This is a genomic window from Deltaproteobacteria bacterium (genome assembly GCA_020848905.1).
In the GTDB taxonomy this organism is placed as follows: Bacteria; Myxococcota_A; Polyangia.
In genome coordinates, this window is the sequence record JADLHG010000060.1 from 32981 (window position 1) to 51812 (window position 18832).

Below are 18832 nucleotides of genomic sequence, written 5' to 3' on the forward strand. Positions count from 1 at the left end.
CGCGGGGCAGATTTGCCGAGGAGGTATCGCGACGCTGCCTTGCTCCGCGCAGCGCGCAGCGGCTAAGATCCATCGAGATGCGGGTCCTCTCGATCGTTGCCCTCGCCGTGCTGCTCGGCCTGCCGAGCTTGGTGGCGTGCAAGGGGGGGGTGGTCGACCCCGGGACCGGCGATGGTCGCCCGCCGGTGCGCCGCGACGGGGAGCCGCCCATTCCTCCGCCGAACGAGGCGGGGACGCCGCCTCCGGTGGACAGCGGCGGGTCCTACGTGGACCTGCCCACCCGGCCGCATGACCCTTGTCCCCTCGGGAAGTGCGGCCCCAACCTGCTCTGTCTGGCCGGTATCTGCCACCAGACCTGTTCCACGCCCAACGCGAAGTGCAACGAGAAGGTCGCGCCCTGCGAGGACGACGAGGCGTGTCAACCGGCGTCGTCGTTCGCAGACGCGTGCTACCGCGCGACCTCCAGATGGGGCGAGCCGTGCGGGCAAGCGAACAGCGTGTGCGCTGGCGGGAGCCTGTGCGTGAAGGCTTCCGGCGCGATCAAGTGCATGCGCCTCTGCAAGTACGGCTGCAACGGCCGCCCGTGCATGCCGCTGCGCAACGGGTGTCAGGTGTGTGCGGAGTAGGCTTTCGTGGCGCGCGTCGCGGGTGGCGTGCGACGCGTGCGCGAGACCCCGGGCTCGCTTGACAGCCCAGATCGCCGCCGCTAGTGTCTCGTGCCGCCCAGTCATGATTCCCGTCGACAACGTTCGCCGGTCTCGCTCCGTGAGATCGAGGAGATAGCACCCGTGGGTAAGCAGAGGTCCGCTGGCCAGCTGAGCCTGCTCGACGCTCCCGCTCGGCGAGAGGTAGCCGAGCGCGGGCGCGCGTCTCGGCCGGGGAAAGCCGCTCTAAAAGGGGAACCGCCCGCGACGGCCAAGAGACCTAAGGCGGGCGAGGCGGTGGCCCGCGAGAAGGGAGCGCCCCCGCGAAAGGTGCGGGCGCCGGCGGCGACGGTCACGGGCGCGGCGCTCAAGCCGGCGAAGGCCGAGGCTGCGAAACCTGAGCCGGTACGATCCGAGGCCCCGGTCGAGGTTGCGGAGGGCGGGGCGCCCAGAGCCAAGCCGCGGGCGACGCGTCGCACGGCGGAGGTGCTCGCCGAGAAGCAGCGGGAGATCTCGGTCAGCGAGTTCTTCACGAAGAACCGGCACCTGCTGGGCTTCGACAATCCCGCCAAGGCCCTGCTCACGACGGTCAAGGAGGCGGTGGATAACTCCCTCGACGCCTGCGAGGAGGCGGGGATCCTTCCGGTGGTCCACGTCGCCTTGCAGGAGGTGGGGGAGGATCGCCACCGCGTGATCGTGGAGGACAACGGCCCGGGGATCATCAAGCAGCAGGTGCCCAAGATCTTCGGCAAGTTGCTCTACGGCTCGAAGTTCCATCGACTGAAACAGAGCCGGGGGCAACAGGGGATCGGTATCAGCGCCGCGGGGATGTACGGGCAGCTGACGACCGGCAAGCCCGTGGTCATCACCTCGCGTACCGCGCCCGGCAAGCCTGCGCACCAGTACGAGATCGTCCTCGATACGCGACGGAACGCGCCCGAGATCCTTGCGGAGCGAGACGTCGAGTGGTCCGTCGAGCACGGCACGCGCGTCGAGATCGAGCTCCACGGCAGCTACAAGGCGGGCCGCCGCTCGGTGGACGAGTACCTGGAGCAGGTCGCCATTGCGAACCCGCACGCGGAGGTGCACTACGCCCCGCCGAAGGGGCGCGCGCCGCTGCACCTCGCACGCGCGGCGCACGAACTGCCTCCCGAGCCGGCAGAGATCAAGCCCCACCCGTATGGGGTCGAGCTGGGCATGCTCATCAAGCTGCTCAAGGAGTCCCGCTCGCGCAACCTCTCCGACGCGCTACAGGCCGATTTCAGCCGCGTCACGGCCAAGGTGGCCGAGGAGATTTGCGCCGTGGCGGGGGTGAGCCCCAAGGCCAAGCCCGCGAACCTCACCCCGGCCGAGATGGAGCGCCTCTTCCGCGCCGTGCCGAAGGTGAAGATCATGGCCCCCTCCACGGCGTGCATCGTGCCGATCGGGGAGGACCTGATCCGTCGCGGGCTGGAGCGCGAGATCAAGGCCGACCTCTACGTTTCCGTCACGCGGCCTCCGGCGGTCTATCGGGGCTACCCGTTCCGCGTCGAGGCGGGCCTCGCCTACGGCGGAGACCTTCGTACGGAGATCGGCGAGGAGGGAGCCGCGCCCCTCGGGGTGAAGGCGGAGGACCGCGGGGAGGGCCCGATTACGCTCATCCGCTTCGCCAATCGCGTCCCGCTGCAGTACCAGCAGTCGGCGTGTGCAATCTTGCGCACGGTCGTAGAGACGAACTGGAAGCAGTACGGGCTGGCCCAGCCACGTGGGAGCTTGCCTATCGGCCCGATGGTGCTGCTCGTCCACATGGCGTCGGTGTGGGTCCCCTTCACCTCCGAGAGCAAGGAGGCCATCGCCCACTATCCAGAGATCATGAAGGAGATGGCCCTGGCGCTCAGGGACCTGGGGCGACGGCTGGCCTCTTATCTGCGGCAGAAAGAGCACCTGCGGCTCGAGGCGCGCCGGCGGAGCATCTTCGAGATGTACGCGGGCGAGCTCGCGCATGCGCTGGCGAAGCTCACGGGGAAGGACGAGCAGCGCCTGCGGCAGCGCCTCGTCGAGATGACGCATCGACACGCGGGTGGAGACGAGGTAGCCGAACTCGCGGGCATCGGGGCGGGGGGGGACGCCGGGACCGAGGCCGTTGGGCCGGGACTCGACGGAACGGAGGAGCCGCCGATGGAGGCCGGTCTCGCAGCCGACGCGCCCCGCTCCAAGAAGGGCGGCAAGAAGAGCGCCGGCAAGGGGAAGAAAGCTCCGGAGGCCCCACCACCCGTCGTGGCCAAGCGCGCCGCTAGCCGCGGCAAGAAGCGATAGTCGCCATGGACAACAGGGACAAGAAGACGCTTCGCAAGCTGGTCGGGTTGGCCGAGGGGGTCGTGCGTGACGTCCACGCCGACAAGGACCCGGTGCTCGACATCCCGAGCCGCAGTCTGAGCAACGTTACCTTCGACGAGAAGAAGTCGATTATCGAGCTGGGGGACCAGAGGCAAGCCCGGCAGCTCTTCAACGTCGCGCACGCTCGCAAGTTCATGCAGACGTTTCTCGTCGCGGAAGCGTGCAAGGTCTTGCTCGATTCGGGAAAGACGACGAGCATCCGCGACCTCTACTACATGACGAAGCACACCATCGGAGGCACGCGGCAGAACACCTTCGAGGAGCAGGAGGAGAGCGACCCGATTATCGAGGACCTAGAGGTCACGATCGATTCGTTGCGGGAGGAGCTGCATCTCTTCGCCTCGAATCGCGGCGCCATGGTGGGGCCTTTGACGATCGTGGATTCGGGCGACGAGATCGATTTGCGCCGCCTGGGCTCGGGCGGGTGGTCGGTGCCGAGCATCGTCGAGGAGAACGTCATCCAGTTCAAGAAGTCGGAGGCGAAGTTCGTGCTCCTCGTGGAGAAGGATGCCGTATGGCGGCGCCTGAACGAGGACAAGTTCTGGTCGAGTCGCGGGTGTGTGCTCCTACACGGGCAGGGGATGGCTTCGCGGGGCGTGCGCCGGTTGCTCTACCGCCTGCACCACGAGCTGAAGCTTCCCATCTACGTGCTGGTGGATAACGACCCCTGGGGCTTCTACATCTACTCCGTGGTCAAGCAAGGGAGCATCAACCTGGCCTACGAGAGCGTTCGGATGGCGGTGCCAGCGGCCCGCTTCGTCGGGCTCTCGTCCTTCGACCGGGAGAAGTTCGCCTTGCCGGACAACGTCACGATCAAGCTGGATGACCAGGACGAGCGCCGCGCCAAGCAGATGTTGGCCTACCCGTGGTTCGCCCACCGGGGGTGGCAGAGAGAGCTTCGTACGATGCTGCAGGCCGGCGTGAAGCTCGAGCTCGAGGCCTTGTCCGCCAAGGGGATCAGCTTCATCTCCGAGGAATACCTGCCCCGGAAGTTCGCTGAGAAGGACTGGCTCGCCTGAGCCGTACGGCAGCGAGGTAGGGCCGCTCGACACCGCCCCTGGGGGAACGTTCCCCAGTCGGTCGCAGGCCACCATCGTAACTCCGCGAGAACGGGAGGCTGGAGCGGGGGCGCCGCTGGTCTGGCGGTTGCATTACCGTTGAGCGACCACTGGTGATGGTCAAAGCGCCGGGTGGTTAGGGAGCAATTCTCCCGGTGGCTCGCTAGCCGCCCGGCGCTTCTCCTCCTCACGCGGGCCGCCGCGGCGCGCATGCGGCCCGCCGGTAGATTCCCCCCATCCGACCGCGTAAACTGTTGGGAGATGGCTTCGCGCTCGACGAGAACGGCGTTGCTCGCCGGTGCCGTGGCAGTCGCGCTCTGCGGCGTCGCCACCGCGGGCAGCGGCTCCGACAAGTCGCCGGATTTCTGGAGCGAGATCGCTCGTCCAGGGCTGAAGAAGCTCCTGGCCGACCTCGAGCGCGGGCAGAAGCTGGCCACGGCCGCGGCGCAAGCTCGGACGAAGGAGGGCCGTCGGCGGGGGCTCGAGGAGGCCCTGAGCTACTTCCTCCGCGCGCTGCGCGTCGACCCGACGTACGCCGAAGCGCATGCGCTCGCCGGGAAGGTGCAGTACGACCTCGGCCTGACGAAGGAGGCCGTGGCGTCGCTGCTGGCCGTGCGTCGGCTTGGCGGGGGAAAAGGAGAGGAGTACTCGATCGCCTTCAAGCTCGGGATCGGCTACTCCAAGCTGGGAGAGTTCGAGAAGGCGGTGCAGGAGTACGACCGCGCGGACCGTATCGCCATCGTGGAGGCGGGTGGCGCGCCCCAGGCGCGTAGCATTCGCGCAACGCTTCAGGCCAACGCGGCCGAGTCGCTCATGGCGCTCGGTCAGCTCGACGAATCGATCCAGCGCTATCGGACGGCGGTGGACCTAGATGGGAGCAATAGCCTGGCATGGTGGGGGCTGGCGGTGGCGCTCGACCGGGACGAGCAGGTGTCCAGGGCGACGGTGGCGCTGACGCGGGCCATGGCCGGCGACGCGGAGATGCGTAGGCTTTCCAGCGAGGACGTCTTCTTTGTGCCCGCCGGGGACCTCCACTACTACCACGCCCTCGGCCACCTAGCTCGAGGGCGCAACAAGGAAGCGAAGCAGGCCTTCGAAGCGTTCTTGAGCGAGCTCCCGCGTAGCATGTGGGCCTATCGTGCGCGCGCGCACCTGGCCGTCCTGGGGGCGGCGCCGAGCGCCCCACGCGTGCCGGCCGCCAAGCGGCTGGCGCCCGCTCCCGCGGCGGGAGCTACGGACGTGGACGTCATCGCCCAGGACCGCATCGGGATCCGGCATCGCGTGCGGAGCTCCATCTATCAGCTGCAGCGCTGCTATCAGAAGGAGCTGGCGCAGAAGCCGGATGTGATGGGGCGCCTGCGCGTGTCGTTCGTGGTGTCATTGAAGGGGAAGGCGACGGCCGTCAAGGTGGTGCAGAGCACGATCAGCCGGGCCACCCTGCAGCGGTGCGTCGTGGACGTCATTCGCGGGCTTCAATTCACCGAGCCTGCGTCGAAGCGACCGGTCAGCGTCAGCTACCCCCTCGAGTTCAAGCCCAACTGACCGGGGAGGTCAGGGATCGCTCCTTTGCACCTCCATCCGGTCCACGATCGCGACTACCGCGGCGTCGATCGGATAGGCCGTGAGGTCGTCCTGGCCGAGCACCTCGTGGAGGGCGACGCGGCCGGCGTGCCCGTAGGCGACGACGACGTCCTCACCGACCCCCGCGCCGAGGACGTCCGCGCACACGACGAGGTCGTGGCAGGCCGGCAGTCGGTCGCCGTCTCCCGCCACGAGATCCGAGACGTGGTGGGGACGGACCGTGAGGAACTTCAGCCCCTCGAGCTCGGGCCACTTCACAGTGGCCCACACGGTACCGACGACGCGGCCGACGAACATGGCTAACGCTCCTCCTCGCGGTCGCTCGCGCCATCGACGACCTGCGCAATCGCTGCGTCGCATAGTAGCCGCCGGCCAGACTCGTGCGGTCCAATGGCCAGCCGGGCCCCGCTCCCCCACGTCACGAGTACCCGGTCGCCGGCACCGGCGTCGAGCTGGTCCATCGCCACCACGAGCTGGTCTGCGTGCTCGGCAGCCACGAGGAGCAGCTTCCGCCCGTCGAGCCCCTTCGTGCGCCGAGTGGCCCATACCTCGCCGATGACGCGTCCGCGAATCATAGCCACTCCGTGCGCCGTGGCGTTCGCCCGCCGAGGAAGGCCAGTGGGCGCCGCGCCTCCGGCGTGAACGCGGCGCGTTCGAGCTGACAGCGATCCACGATACCCATGACGGTTGCATCCACCGGGAGGTTGCGGCCGCCGAGCGCCCAGCGTGCCGGCGAGCCGAGGCAAAGGAGCACGTCATCGCCTGGGCCGGCGTCGAGTTCGTCCACGGCCACGACGAGCTCGGTGTCGTGGGCTGGCAGGTAGTAGGCGTAGGGGCGAACGAGCACGAGCTTGCGACGCTCGAGCGCGGCGTGTTTGCGGGTACTCCAGAGCGTCCCGATGACCTGTCCCAGGATCACTGCTCGCCTTCCGGTCCGAGGTGCCAGTCGGCAGCGTCCACGATGGCGACCACCACGTCCTTCGTCGGAGCCAGAGGACCGAGCGTCAGGTCTCGGCAGCGGCTGCCGTGGGCGACGAGAACCCACTCCCCCGGGCCTGCACCAAGGGCATCTGCGGCGATGAAGCACGGGAGCGCCGCGGCCTCTGGCGGGGAGGGAAGTGCGGATTGTGCCTGCGGTCGGGGTGGAGCTCCCGCATCTGCCGGGCGCACCACGAGCAGCCGTACGCCGTCGAGTCCGGGCGCCTGTCGAGCGCCCCACACCTGCCCCATGACCTGAGCCAGCCGCATCAGAAAGAGACCGCCACTTCGGCGTTGGCGGCAAGCTGGACCTCGCGTGCCGGCTGGGCGACGCCATCCACGACCAGATGGAGGCGATGCCGTCCGGAGGCCACCCGCGGGAGCGTCAGCTGAGGACCCCGTCCCACGAGCTGTCCGTCGAGGAAGATCTGGGCGCGAGGCAGTACGCCGGTGACGCGCAGCGAGCCGAAGGTCGGGGGCTGGTAGCGGCGCAGTTCGGAGCCGCGAGCCATGTGCGCGCGCGACAGGGGACGCACTGCCGGATCGCGCGCCACGCTGCCGCCGGGAGCGGCGGCGTCGGCCGTTTCGCTTGGAGTGGGGGGCGACGGCGCGGCAGGCGTCGAGGTGCCGGCGAGCGCGGGACCCGGGCGCGGCGTGCGTCCTCCCGACGGGGGCCTTCCTTCGCCGGGCCCGGGGGGCGACCTGCGGGGGGGGCGGGGGACAGACTTGCCCGGTCGTTTCGTATCGTCGGTCGGGTCTCCTCCGTCCTCGGAGAAGAGCAACAGCAGCGCCCCCGCGAAGAGCACGAGGGCAATGCCGAGCCCGAGATAGAGCCACTTTGCGCGTCGGGAAGCGAGGCCCTCGATGCGGGGCGCTGGGGAGGCGCGACGTCCGCGCCGTCCCTTGCGCGGCGCCTCGGCGGGTGCGGCGTCCACGTCGTCCTCGCGGCTCACGCGTTCGCCGAGACCCCACGGGTGGAGGGCCTCCACGGTGGGCAGGGTCAGCTCGCGCGACACGACGTCGCGCAGCGGACCGGAGGTGGCCTGGACGGGCGCAGCGTGTTGTGCGGTGATCCAGGCCGGGTCCAGCTCACCGAGGAGCGCTTCGACGGAGCGCGTTCGCCTGCGAGGGTCTCGTTCCAGCGCGCGTACGATGGCTTGGTCGAGCTCCGGCGGCATCTGCGCCCAGTGCGCCGGTGGGACGAGCTGATCGTTGCCCGCCTTCTCCAGTGTGAGGGCGAAGGTCTCGCCAAGAAAGGGCAGGCGACCCGTGGTCATCTGGTAGAGCAGCACACCGAGAGCGTAGACGTCTGCCTCCGCCCCCGGATGGCCGCCGCGCAACGTCTCGGGGGCGACGCACGCCGCTGCGGCCGCGGGTCGTCGTCCGAGCTCCGCGAGCGGCGGCTGTAGGTGCCACTGGCCGAAGTCGAGGAGCTTGACGGCCGGCGGGCGATCGCTCTGCAGGAAGACGCGAACGTTGCCCGCGTGGAGCCATCGGTGAGCGTGACCGCGTTGGTGTAGCATGGCCAGGGCGCCGCAGAGCTCGCGCATGAGCGGCACCACCACACGGCGCGAGAGCGGCGCGTGCTTGGTCAAGACCTCGCGCAGGCAGGTGCCGCCGACGAGTTCCTCGACCACGTATTTCTGCCCGTCGGCCGCCTCGCCGGTGGTGAAGATGGTGGCGATGGAGGGAAGCGACAGCTGTCCGACGCGCAGCGCGTCGTTCGTGTAGCGCCCCCAGTGGACGGGGTCCAGCGCGAGGTCCGCGGAGAAGAGGCGTATCGCGCACCGCTTGCCCGCCAGGCGGTTCTCGCACTCGTGAACCGCGCCGGAGGGGCCGATGGCGAGACAGGCCCCGATACGGAGGTCTCCCACGGTTACGCCGGGGGACAGCGCTTCTCCAGGACTCAGCGCCATGCGAGCGCATCCTCACGTGGCCGCGCGACGTGGCGGCTCGGGTCGCTACAGCATTCTCACAAACCGCGGCCCAGCGCCAGGGGCCCCTCCCGCCGAGCGTGTGGCGGAGGGTGGGCTGCGTCGTCCATGGTCCGCTCGCCGGGGGACGCTGGCCGAAAATGACGCTTCGCGCGAGAGGGCGACTGCGCTATACACTGCGCCGCCATGCGTTCTGGCCCCAAGGCTCCGTACGTTGCCATCGAGGGTCCCATCGGGGTGGGGAAGTCGTCCCTGGCCCCGCTCGTCGCGGCCGACCTGGGGGCGCGCATCTTGCTGGAAGAGGTGGAGGAGAACCCTTTCCTGCCGCTCTTTTACGGGGACCGCGCGCGCTACGCGATGCAGACGCAGCTCTCCTTCCTGCTCTCCCGCTATCACCAGCAGCAGCGCGTCCTGCAGGGGGACCTCTTCGCGCAGGGAGGGGTCGTCAGCGACTATATCCTGGCAAAGGATCGTATTTTCGCGGCGATCAACCTCTCGACCGAGGAGTTCGCGCTCTACGACCGGCTCTGGGCCGTGCTGCACCCGCGGGCCCCGCAGCCGGATCTGGTCGTCCTGTTGATGGCGGAGATGGGTGTGCTATTAGATCGTATAGACCGTCGAGGGCGCCCCTACGAACGCTCCCTGGACAGGTCATATTTGGAGGAAATCTGTCGGCGGTACGGTGAGTACTTCGCCGGTTACGCGGACAGCCCGCTCTTGGTGGTGGATACCTCGGAGATCGACTTCATTCACAGGGACGCGGATCGCGCGGACCTGTTGGCGGTCATCCGGGAGCATCGGAGCGGAGTCAGGTATTACAAACCGCTCGGATCGGGCGCGGCCTGACCGAGACGGACCGATGCGGCGAAGCGGGACGGACTCCTTTGGCTAGGGGTCCGGTCCAGCCGGGGTCCTCGTGAGACCCCCCGAGGCGGTCCGGGGGATCATCGACGGCGAGGGGCGCCAGACCCCTCCCTGACGAGGAGGCTTCTGCCGTGGCCGACGCACAGCGCGACAAGATCACCGTGCCATTGCTTCAGCAGATGAAGCGCAAGGCGCAGCGCATCTGCATGCTCACCGCGTACGACGCGACGTTCGCTCGCCTGCTCGACGATGGCGGGGCGGACGTGCTCCTGGTAGGCGACTCCCTCGGCATGGTCATCAAGGGGGAGGAAAACACCCTGGGCGTGACCGTGGACGAGGTGCTCTACCACACGCGCGCCGTGACACGCGGAGTGCGGCGTGCTCACGTGGTGGCGGACATGCCCTTCATGTCCTACCAGACGTCGCTAGAGGAGGGGCTCCGCAACGCCGGTCGGCTCGTCAAGGAGGGGGGCGCTGAATCGGTGAAGATCGAAGGCGGGCGGCGACACGCGGATCTCGTGGCGCGCCTGAGCGACGTGGGGATCCCGGTCATGGGCCACATCGGACTCACGCCGCAGTCTGTGCACGCCATGGGGGGCTTCAAGGTCCAGGGGCGCGGGATCGAGGAGGGGCGCCAGTTGCTGCAGGACGCGCTGGCGCTCGAGGATGCCGGTGCGTACGCGCTCGTGCTGGAGGGGATCCCCGCCGAGCTCGCCAAGCAGATCACCGAGACGCTTCAGATCCCGACCATCGGGATCGGGGCGGGCCCGCACTGCGACGGACAGGTGCTCGTCTCCTATGACCTCCTCGGCCTGAACGACACCTTCGCCCCTCGCTTCGTCAAACGCTACGAGCGCCTCAGCGATCGCGTCAAGACGGCCGTCGCGACGTACGTGACGGAGGTGCAGCAGGGCGCCTTCCCGACGGCAGAACATAGCTTCAGCCGCCTGCGCGCCGAGCGCGGTGGACAGGCTGCGCGGCCGGCGACGGCTCAGAGCGTAGCTGCGGAGCCGGCCCGGCAAGAGCTGGCCGAAACGATCCCGCTCTACCCCGGCGTCACGCGCAGGTAGCCCATGCAACAGCTCTCGGACCCCGCCGAGCTTCGCCGGTCTTGTGATGACCTGCGACGTCGCGGGCAGCGGATCGGTTTCGTGCCGACCATGGGGTATCTGCACGAGGGTCACCTGTCCCTCGTGCGGCTGGCGCGCGAGCGGGCGGACGCCGTGGTGGTCTCGGTGTTCGTCAACCCGACCCAGTTCGGCCCGTCGGAGGACCTGGCCCGGTATCCGAGGGACCTCAGTGGCGATGCCGACAAGTGCTCTGCCGCCGGCGTCGACCTCTTCTTCGTCCCCGACGTGGCAGCGGTCTATCCGGAGGGCCACCAGACCTTCGTTTCCGTCGGCGCCCTCGCCGAACCCCTTTGCGGCGCACGACGCCCCGGGCACTTCCGTGGGGTCTGCACCGTCGTGACGCAGCTCCTGAATATGGTGGGGCCGTGCGCCATGGTGCTCGGCGAGAAGGACTACCAACAGCTGCAGGTGCTGCGCCGCATGGTGAGAGACCTGCATCTCCCGGCCGAGGTGATAGGTGGGCCGATCGTGCGCGAGCCGGATGGCCTCGCCCTGAGCTCGCGAAACGTCTATCTCAAGCCGGAGGAGCGTCGAGCCGCGACGGCGCTATCGCGCGCCCTCTTCACCACGCGGGAGCGAGCGCGCGGGCGCGGGATGACGGCGTCGGAGGCGCTGGAGCTCGCGCGAGGGATCCTGGCGGCCGAGCCCCTCGTCCGGCTGGACTACCTGGAGGCGCGGGACCCCGAGAGCCTCGAGCCGGCGGACGTCGTGGCAGAGGGGAAGGCCGTCCTCCTCGTCGCGGCCTTCCTCGGTGCCACGCGCCTGATCGACAACGTTCGCGTGTAGCCGCGGCGGGCGCCGGCAGCGCCCGGTGGCCGTCCGCGAGTCGCGGACCTGTGATATACCCGCCGGGCGATGACCGTTCGAAAGTCGAGGGAGGGGCCTCCACGCCGACGCTCGGGTCAGACCCGCCTGGGGCCGAGAGACGCACCTTCCGCAGTGTCCCCTGCGCTCGCTCACCGGGGCGCGCCGTTGCTCGCGGTGATCGACGCGGGTTCTCGCGCCGTGCGACTGGCGGTGGCGGAGGCGCACCCGGGACGTCCGCTGCGACGGCTGGAGACGTTGAGCGCGCCGGTGGCGCTCGGAGTGGACGCCGCGGGCGGAGGTCGCATCCGGACCACCACGACGGAGGCTGTGGTAAGCATCCTTCACGACTTCGCCGCCGTCCTCCAGGGCTACGGCCTCTCCCTTGGCTCGTGTCGCGCGGTCGCCACCACGGCCATTCGGGAAGCGCGGAATCGAGACGTCTTCCTCGACCGGGTGGCGCAGCGGACGGGCCTGCGGATCGAGGTGATCGAGGCGGTCGAGGAGGCGCGGCTCCTGCACCAACTGCTCGGACGCCTCCTCGCGCCGCACTACCAACAGGGGCGGAACCTGATCCTGGCGCTGGGCGGAGGCGGTACGCAGATCATCGTGCAGGCGGCAGGGGAGCTCGTCCTTGCCGAGTCGCAGCGCTTCGGGACGCTGAGTCTCCACGGGCGAATGCCGAACGAGCGCAGCTCCGTTGCCACCGCACGATGCTTTCTGGCCAAGGCGGCGCATGGCCTCGGGCGGCTGACCGACCTCTCTCGGGTGCGTACGGTCGTTGGGCTGAACCGGGAGTTGCTCGAGCTCGCCGAGAAGCTGACGAGAGGTAGGAGCGACGAGGTGGGCCTGCATCTGGATCGAAAGCAGGTCAACCGGCTGGCCGCGCTGACGGAGGATCGAAGCGCCGACGAGTTGGCCGCGCGAACCGGTCTCGACGCCGTGACGGCGGAGGTGGGACGCATGGCGCTCGAGGAGGTCATGGCTTTCTGGCGCCTGGCCGAGGCCACCTCTCTGACCCTCTGCCGGGCGACGCTCGTCGATGGACTGCTCTTCGAGGCGGAGAGGCGGCACACGGCGCCCGAACTCGTCGCGCACGACCTGGCCGCGCAGGGAGAGGAGGGGGCGTGGGCTCTCGCGCGGCGTTTCCACGCCGACGAGGCGCACGCGGCACAGGTGCGGTCGCTGGCGCTGCACCTTTTCGACGCTCTCCGCGGCAGCGGTGGTCTGTCCGAGCCCAGCCGGCGCCTTCTGGGCGTGGCGGCCATCGTGCACGACATCGGGGTCTTCGTCCGGAGTTCCGATCACGAGGTCCACTCGGCCTACCTGGTCCGGGCGAGCGAGATCATGGGCCTCACGCGCGCCGACCGATGGGCCGTGGCGACGATGACCCGGCATCACCGGGGGCCCGTGTCGTATTCGGACTTCGCCGTGGGGGAGCTGACCTCCGAGAGCGAACGGGTGGAGCTTCTCAAGCTGACAGCCATCCTGCGCCTGGCGGAGGCGCTCGACGCTGACCACCAGCAGCGCGTGGGCCAGCTCCGCGTCGAGGTGGACAGCGAAAGCATGCACGTCTGCGCCGAGACCTCGAGCGGGGATCGCGAGAGCTTCCTGGAACTCGGGCGGGCCTTTCGCCTGCAGGCCGACCTCTTCGAGGAGGTATTCGGTGTCATGCCCGTGCTGACGGAGGTCCTTCCGGGATAGACGGGAGATGGCGCGATGAGGCCACGAGGGAAACCAGACCCCCAGCAGAGGTACTTCAACCGGGAGTGGAGCTGGCTCTGCTTCAACGAGCGCGTGCTCGAGGAGGCCGAGGACGAGCAGAACCCGCTCCTCGAGCGCCTCCGCTTCCTCAGTATCTTCGCCGGGAATCTCGACGAATTTTACATGATCCGAGTGGCCGGATTGTTCCGCCAGGTCGACGCGGGAATCGCGGTGAGCGGGCCTGACCAGCGGCGTCCGGAAGAGCAGCTCGCTGGCGCCGCGGAGCGCGTTCAGGCCCTCTTGCCGCGCCTGGAGGCCGTTCTCGCGCGGCTCTTGCACGAACTCGCGGACCAGGGGGTTCCCGTCCTGGCGGTGGAGCAGCTCGACGGGCAAGGTCGTGACTTCGCGCGGCGCTACTACGAAGAGCTGGTCTATCCGGTCATCACGCCCACGATCGTGGGGCCGAAACATCCGTTTCCCACCCTGCAGAACTGCACTCTGACGCTGGTCCTTCGCCTCGCCGAGCGGCGCAAACCCCGCGGCGTGCGTCGTCGGCTCGCGTTCCTCGCCCTGCCCCGCGTGTTGCCACGTTTCGTGACCGTTCGCGGAGCAAACGGGACCGTAGCGCTCGTGCCGCTCGAGTCGTTGCTCGTCGCGCACGCCCCGTCGCTTTTTGCCGGATACGAGGTCCAGGCGATAAGCGCCGTTCGCGTCACGCGGGACGCCGATATCGCCATCGACGAGGATGCGACGGAAGACATGCGAAGGGCCGTGGCGCGCAAGCTCCTCGGGCGGCGGCACGGCGCGGCGGTGCGGCTCGAGCACGGGTCGCGTATCGCGCGCAAGGTGCTTCGGGTGCTCAAGGCCAACCTGCAGGTGGATCCGGCGCACTGCTACGCTCGTCGTGGGTTGATGCAGCTGGTCGACGTGCAACAGATTTACGCGGCGGTGAGTCGTGCGGACCTCAAGTTCCCACCGCTCGTCCCGCTGCCTGCCGCCCGTGGCCGGCCCAAGAGCTGTTTCGAGTGGCTACGCCGTGGAGCGGTGCTGGTCCACCACCCCTATCACTCCTTCGACCCGGTGGCCGAGCTCGTTGCCGAGGCGGCGAACGACCCTGGAGTTCTGGCAATAAAGCAGACGCTCTATCGGACGAGCGGCGACTCGCCGGTGGTGCGGGCGCTGACCTTGGCCGCCGAGCGCGGGAAGCAGGTCAGCGTGGTGGTGGAGCTGCGGGCTCGCTTCGACGAGGAGCGGAACCTCGAGTGGGCCCGGCGTCTGGAGCATGCGGGCGCGCACGTGGTGTACGGGCTGGTCGGCTACAAGACGCACTGCAAGGCCCTTCTGGTGGTGCGTCGGGAGCCGGAAGGGATCCGGCGCTACCTGCACCTGGGGACGGGAAACTACAACGACGCGACTGCGCGCGCCTACACCGACGTTGGGCTGCTTGCTTGTGACGAACTCCTCGGCGAGGACGTGTCGGCGCTCTTCAACGTCATCACCGGGGCGACCCAGCCTCCGGCGTGGAACAAGATCGAAATGGCTCCCACGGGTCTGCGAAGGCGACTGCTCTACCTCATCGGTCGCGAGGCCGAGCGTTCGGGGCGGCGTGCTCGCGGGAGGATCATCGCCAAGATGAACGCGCTCGTGGACCCGGAGGTGATCGATGCGCTCTACGGGGCGTCGCGGGCCGGAGTGCGAGTGGACCTGATCGTGCGCGGGACCTGCTGCCTGCGCCCGGGTGTCCCGGGCCTATCGGAGAACGTGCGCGTGCGCAGCATCGTCGGAAGGTTCCTCGAGCACGCGCGCGTCTTCTGGTTTGCGAACGGCGGACACGACGAGCTCTACCTCTCCTCGGCCGACTGGATGCCTCGGAACCTCGACCACCGGATCGAGATCCTTTTTCCCGTCGAGGAACCGGAGCATCGCAGATACCTGAGGGCCGTGCTGGAGCTCGGTCTGCAGGACAACACGAAGGCACGCGAGCTGCGCGCCGACGGTGTCTACCGGCCGTGGCGCGCCGGGCGGCAGCGGGTGGACAGCCAGCGTGCGACGATGGAGCTGACGGAGGATTGGCTCGGGCCGAGGGAGGCCCAGCCGCTCCAGCGGTTCGTCCCGATGGGGCGCGGTACGGCGCGCGAAGGCGGCGAGGGATGAGGTCGGGGCTGCGGCAACGATGGTGGGTCGGTCCCGCGCGGCTGAGCGTCGCCGCGCTCGAGGGTGCCGCGGGCGGGAGCGCGTCGTGGGTGACGGAGACGCGGCTGGTCTTGAAGGTGACCTACTGGGGGAGCGCGGATGGGTCTCTCGAGCGGGCGGGGCTCGCGGCGCGTACCGTGGAGGGCGGCGGCACGCGATGGGCGGAGGTGGGGGTCGTGCCGCTACTGCCGGGGCTCCCCGTCGCGTGGCCCCTGTGGCGCGCGGAGCTCGTCGAGGGGACGGACCCGGCGCGTGGCTTGCGACGGGTGCTCCGGACGGAGGTGGGATGGACCGCCACTTGCTCCTTGAGACCCGAGTGGAGCGGGACGGTCGAACGCTGGGCGGGACGCGTAGGCGTGGCGGGATGCGCCGGACGCTTCGTTTTCGACCGACTCGCGGGGGGAGCGGCACCGGCACGCCGGGCGGCGCGGCTGGCGGAGCTCCGCGTTGGTTTCCCCTGGCGCGAGAGCGACGCGTGGAGCGAGCGACTCGATGCCATAGGAGCACGCGTGGGGCTGCGGCCGAGCCGGAGCCTCGTCGCGACGCACCTCCGGCCGGGGTCGTTGAGTCAGGCGCTTCGTCAGGCAGCGAGCGTGGCGCCCGATGTGCGCGCGGGCGACTTCGCGAGGAGGGCGATTCATGACCTGGCCGCTTCTCTCGTGGGTCACGAGGGAGGAGCGGTCCTGGGCTACGACCCTGAGCACGTTCACAAGGCGCGCGTCGCCACCCGGAGACTGCGCGCCGTCGTGGGGGCCTTCGACGGGGTCTTCGGGGCGGAGGCGAAGATCCTGGCGCGCGAGCTGCGGTGGCTGACGCGCGAACTCGGGATCGTGCGCGATCTGGACGTCTGCTGGCTCGAGAGCTTCAGCTGGCAGCGCGAGCTCGGGGAGGAGCCGGCCGCGGGTTGGGTCCACTTGCGAGAGGCGCTCACGCATCGGAGCCTGCGCGCGCAACGGCGGCTCGTGCGAGCACTTCGGAGCGCCCGATACGATCGTCTGAAGAAGCTGCTGGCGCGCGCCAGTGCGGGCCGGCTAGCAGGAGTGGGCGCACGCGCGTGCGAGGAAAGCGCGGTCGTTGCAGCACGGCGCGAACTCGAGCGGCGCGCACGTCGCTTTCGGCGTGCCGTGCGGGCCGCACGCCGAACGCCTTCGGCGCGGGCGTTGCACGAGGTGCGGATCGCCGGCAAGAAGCTCCGCTATACCGCGGAGGTCGTGGAACCCATCTGCGGAGGTGTTGGCAGAGCCGCGGTGGGTCGGCTCGAGGAGTTGCAGGACCTCCTCGGCGGCCTGCAGGATCGCGTGAGCGTGGGTATTCTTGCCGCGGAGCTGGCGCGCGGCGCTGCGGCGGGTTCCCTCCCGACCGAGTACCGGTACGTTCTAGGGCGGTTGTCCGCCTGGGGAAACGTTGATACCGCCGAGGCTGCGGCCGAGGTGCTGCGCGCTCTGTCGCCGTTCGCGGGCAAGAGGGCGTTTGCAGCCCTGCTCGGGGGCGTTCGCGCGGCCGCCGATGAGGTGCGCGGAAGAGCGGCGCACGGCGTGCGGCCGACGGAGGGGAGCACGAAGAATGCGGATCTATCTCGTTCGACACGGAGCGGCGGACGCACGTCCGACGAGCGGCGAGGACGACCCCGGCCGCGCCCTGGTGGCAAAGGGGCGGAAGCAGGCGCGGGCCGCGGGGCAGTTCCTGGCGGCCGTCGGCGCCAGGCCGCGAATGGTCGTGTCTAGCCCGCTGAAGCGGGCAATGCAGACGGCGCAGCTTCTGGCGAAAGAGCTGCGAGGCTCGCCGGGGGTGGTTTCCGCGCCGCGTCTGGCCCCGGAAGGGGCCGTCGAGGACGCAGTGGCGCTGCTGCTGCGTGGGGCGCCGAGCTGCGTGGTGGCCGTCGGACACGAACCGCTGTTGACGGCGATAGCCGCGCACCTGCTCGGCACGCGCCGCCTACGGATCGATCTGCGGAAGGGGGGCGTGGTGGAGCTGGAGCTCGAGCGACCAGGCAACGCCCCTGCCGTGCTGCTCGGGATCGTGCGTCCAGGGCATGGAAAGTCGCTCCGGGGATGAGGGGCGGCGTCCACGAGGCCTTCGTTCTTGAAAAAACGGCGCCCGTCCCATATCTTACGCGAACCCCGGCCGGAACAAGTTCGTCCTTGACAGGGAAGAAGTCATCCATATAATACGGCAATCCTTCGGGGAGACCCCCGTCGTCTTCCCGAAAATATTCGTGAAGATAGACAGTTAGAAGGTTCCGGCACGGTCTGCCGGGAGTGAAAAGAGCGGCGATGCCGACCATCAATCAGCTAGTTAGACAGGGACGCACGAAGCAGAAGGCCAAGACGACGGCTCCTGCTCTGCAGAATTGCCCGCAGAAGCGGGGCGTTTGTCTGCGCGTGTACACGACGACGCCCAAGAAGCCGAATTCCGCCCTTCGCAAGGTGGCGCGCGTGCGTCTCAGCAATGGGATGGAAGTCACGACCTACATTCCGGGGGAGGGGCACAATCTCCAGGAGCATTCGGTCGTGCTGCTTCGCGGCGGCCGCGTGAAGGATCTCCCCGGCGTGCGCTATCACATCGTTCGCGGCGCGCGAAACACGGACACCGCTGGCGTGACCAGCAGGCGTCAAGGGCGCAGCAAGTACGGCGCCAAGCGACCGAAGTAGGACAGCCCCATGCCGCGCAAAGGTGAAGTTCCGAAGCGAAAGCCGATTCCGGACCCGAAGTACTCCGATGTCCCGATGGAGACGCGGCGACGGATCACGAAGTTCATCAACGGCGTGATGCTTCGCGGAAAGAAGAATACGGCCGAGTCGATCGTCTACGGCGCGTTGGAGATCATCGCCCATCGCCTGAAGGATGATCCGATCAAGGTCTTTGATAAGGCGCTGGCGAACGTGAAGCCGCGTCTCGAGGTTAGGAGCCGTCGCGTGGGCGGTGCGACCTATCAGGTGCCCGTGGACGTGCGCCCGGACCGGTCGGCCGCACTTGCCATGCGATGGCTGGTGGAGTATTCCCGCGGCCGCAGCGAGAAGACGATGCGCGAGAAGCTCGCAGGCGAGCTGATAGATGCAGCGGCTGGACGCGGGACCGCGGTGAAGAAGCGCGAGGATACGCACAAGATGGCTGAGGCGAATAAGGCGTTCGCTCATTATCGGTGGTAGTGAGGTCGCTGCAGGCGGGATAGGTTTCCCGAACCGTAGCGACCCGGCGACGACTACCCCGCCGAAACGTAGCGCCCTCTCACCCGGCGGCCTGGAGTAGACCCCGGCCGGAGCGATGGGAAGGCGGTACCTGAGAGAATCGTCCCGCAGCCCTATCTCGGAATTGCCCGGCTGGATCGCCGGCGAACGAATGGCCGTCCACCGCTCGAAGCGGCGCGACTAAGGAGCGACGAACCATGGCGAAGGAAAAGTTCGTACGAGACAAGCCGCATGTGAACGTGGGGACGATTGGGCACATCGACCACGGGAAGACGACGCTGACGGCGGCCATCACGAAGACGCTGGCGCTGAAGAAGTGGGCCTCGTTCGTGGCGTTCGATCAGATCGACAAGGCGCCGGAAGAGCGGGAGCGTGGGA

Annotated in this window: 19 protein-coding genes; 14 read left to right on the forward strand and 5 right to left on the reverse strand. The window is 68.9% G+C overall.

The features are described from left to right. The first annotated feature begins 77 nt into the window (after positions 1-77). The 4 genes from IT371_26375 (at position 78) to IT371_26390 (ending at position 5620) form a co-directional block, all read left to right on the forward strand. Positions 78-626 (forward strand): hypothetical protein, encoded by a 549-nt coding sequence (locus IT371_26375; protein MCC6751206.1) that lies wholly within the window; start codon positions 78-80, stop codon positions 624-626. Positions 627-941: 315 nt separating this feature from the next. Next, complete coding sequence (locus IT371_26380) at positions 942-2939, forward strand: DNA topoisomerase VI subunit B (protein MCC6751207.1); 1998 nt, start codon at positions 942-944, stop codon at positions 2937-2939. After that, positions 2936-4039, forward strand: coding sequence for a DNA topoisomerase IV subunit A (locus tag IT371_26385; protein ID MCC6751208.1), 1104 nt, complete (start codon positions 2936-2938; stop codon positions 4037-4039). The genes IT371_26380 and IT371_26385 overlap by 4 nt, the downstream gene beginning before the upstream one ends. Positions 4040-4366: 327 nt before the next feature. Next, positions 4367-5620: a TonB family protein gene (locus tag IT371_26390; protein MCC6751209.1), complete on the forward strand. Its 1254-nt coding sequence runs from the start codon at positions 4367-4369 to the stop codon at positions 5618-5620. 9 nt (positions 5621-5629) lie between these two features. Here the strand turns inward: IT371_26390 and IT371_26395 are convergent, their stop codons facing one another. Genes IT371_26395 through IT371_26415 form a run of 5 tightly spaced genes read right to left on the reverse strand, consistent with a single transcriptional unit; the run spans position 5630 to position 8553 of the window. Then, positions 5630-5956 carry a EutN/CcmL family microcompartment protein gene (locus IT371_26395; protein MCC6751210.1) on the reverse strand — a complete coding sequence of 109 codons (327 nt, stop codon included), beginning with the start codon at positions 5954-5956 and terminating at the stop codon, positions 5630-5632. 2 nt (positions 5957-5958) lie between these two features. Further along, on the reverse strand, positions 5959-6234 hold the full coding sequence (locus IT371_26400; protein MCC6751211.1) for an ethanolamine utilization protein EutN: 276 nt from the start codon (positions 6232-6234) through the stop codon (positions 5959-5961). Next, the gene (locus tag IT371_26405; GenBank protein MCC6751212.1) at positions 6231-6578 is read right to left on the reverse strand and encodes a EutN/CcmL family microcompartment protein; all 348 of its coding nucleotides are present in this window, start codon (positions 6576-6578) and stop codon (positions 6231-6233) included. Before IT371_26405 ends, IT371_26400 begins: the two co-directional genes overlap by 4 nt. Next, positions 6575-6907 carry a EutN/CcmL family microcompartment protein gene (locus IT371_26410; protein MCC6751213.1) on the reverse strand — a complete coding sequence of 111 codons (333 nt, stop codon included), beginning with the start codon at positions 6905-6907 and terminating at the stop codon, positions 6575-6577. The genes IT371_26405 and IT371_26410 overlap by 4 nt, the downstream gene beginning before the upstream one ends. Continuing rightward, positions 6907-8553, reverse strand: coding sequence for a serine/threonine protein kinase (locus tag IT371_26415; GenBank protein ID MCC6751214.1), 1647 nt, complete (start codon positions 8551-8553; stop codon positions 6907-6909). The genes IT371_26410 and IT371_26415 overlap by 1 nt, the downstream gene beginning before the upstream one ends. Before the next feature lie 204 nt (positions 8554-8757). On the opposite strand from IT371_26415, the gene IT371_26420 reads away from it, so the two are divergent. The 10 genes from IT371_26420 to tuf all read left to right on the forward strand — a co-directional run. Then, positions 8758-9417, forward strand: coding sequence for a deoxynucleoside kinase (locus IT371_26420; GenBank protein MCC6751215.1), 660 nt, complete (start codon positions 8758-8760; stop codon positions 9415-9417). A gap of 197 nt (positions 9418-9614) precedes the next feature. After that, complete coding sequence (gene panB, locus IT371_26425; protein MCC6751216.1) at positions 9615-10505, forward strand: 3-methyl-2-oxobutanoate hydroxymethyltransferase; 891 nt, start codon at positions 9615-9617, stop codon at positions 10503-10505. Positions 10506-10508: 3 nt separating this feature from the next. After that, positions 10509-11351 (forward strand): pantoate--beta-alanine ligase, encoded by an 843-nt coding sequence (locus tag IT371_26430; GenBank protein ID MCC6751217.1) that lies wholly within the window; start codon positions 10509-10511, stop codon positions 11349-11351. A 153-nt stretch (positions 11352-11504) separates the two neighbouring features. Continuing rightward, positions 11505-13073 (forward strand): HD domain-containing protein, encoded by a 1569-nt coding sequence (locus tag IT371_26435; GenBank protein MCC6751218.1) that lies wholly within the window; start codon positions 11505-11507, stop codon positions 13071-13073. A gap of 15 nt (positions 13074-13088) precedes the next feature. Next, a complete protein-coding gene (ppk1, locus tag IT371_26440) occupies positions 13089-15227 on the forward strand; it encodes a polyphosphate kinase 1 (GenBank protein MCC6751219.1) in 2139 nt (712 codons plus the stop codon). Beyond that, on the forward strand, positions 15224-16990 hold the full coding sequence (locus IT371_26445; protein MCC6751220.1) for a CHAD domain-containing protein: 1767 nt from the start codon (positions 15224-15226) through the stop codon (positions 16988-16990). The genes ppk1 and IT371_26445 overlap by 4 nt, the downstream gene beginning before the upstream one ends. Continuing rightward, entirely contained in the window at positions 16983-17321 is a 339-nt protein-coding gene (locus IT371_26450) for a histidine phosphatase family protein (GenBank protein MCC6751221.1), read from the forward strand. The genes IT371_26445 and IT371_26450 overlap by 8 nt, the downstream gene beginning before the upstream one ends. Positions 17322-17539: 218 nt before the next feature. Next, complete coding sequence (locus IT371_26455) at positions 17540-17917, forward strand: 30S ribosomal protein S12 (protein ID MCC6751222.1); 378 nt, start codon at positions 17540-17542, stop codon at positions 17915-17917. Positions 17918-17926: 9 nt separating this feature from the next. After that, a complete protein-coding gene (rpsG, locus tag IT371_26460) occupies positions 17927-18415 on the forward strand; it encodes a 30S ribosomal protein S7 (protein MCC6751223.1) in 489 nt (162 codons plus the stop codon). Positions 18416-18651: 236 nt separating this feature from the next. Continuing rightward, positions 18652-18832: elongation factor Tu (tuf, locus tag IT371_26465; GenBank protein ID MCC6751224.1), on the forward strand; the 181-nt coding region annotated here is incomplete at its 3' end.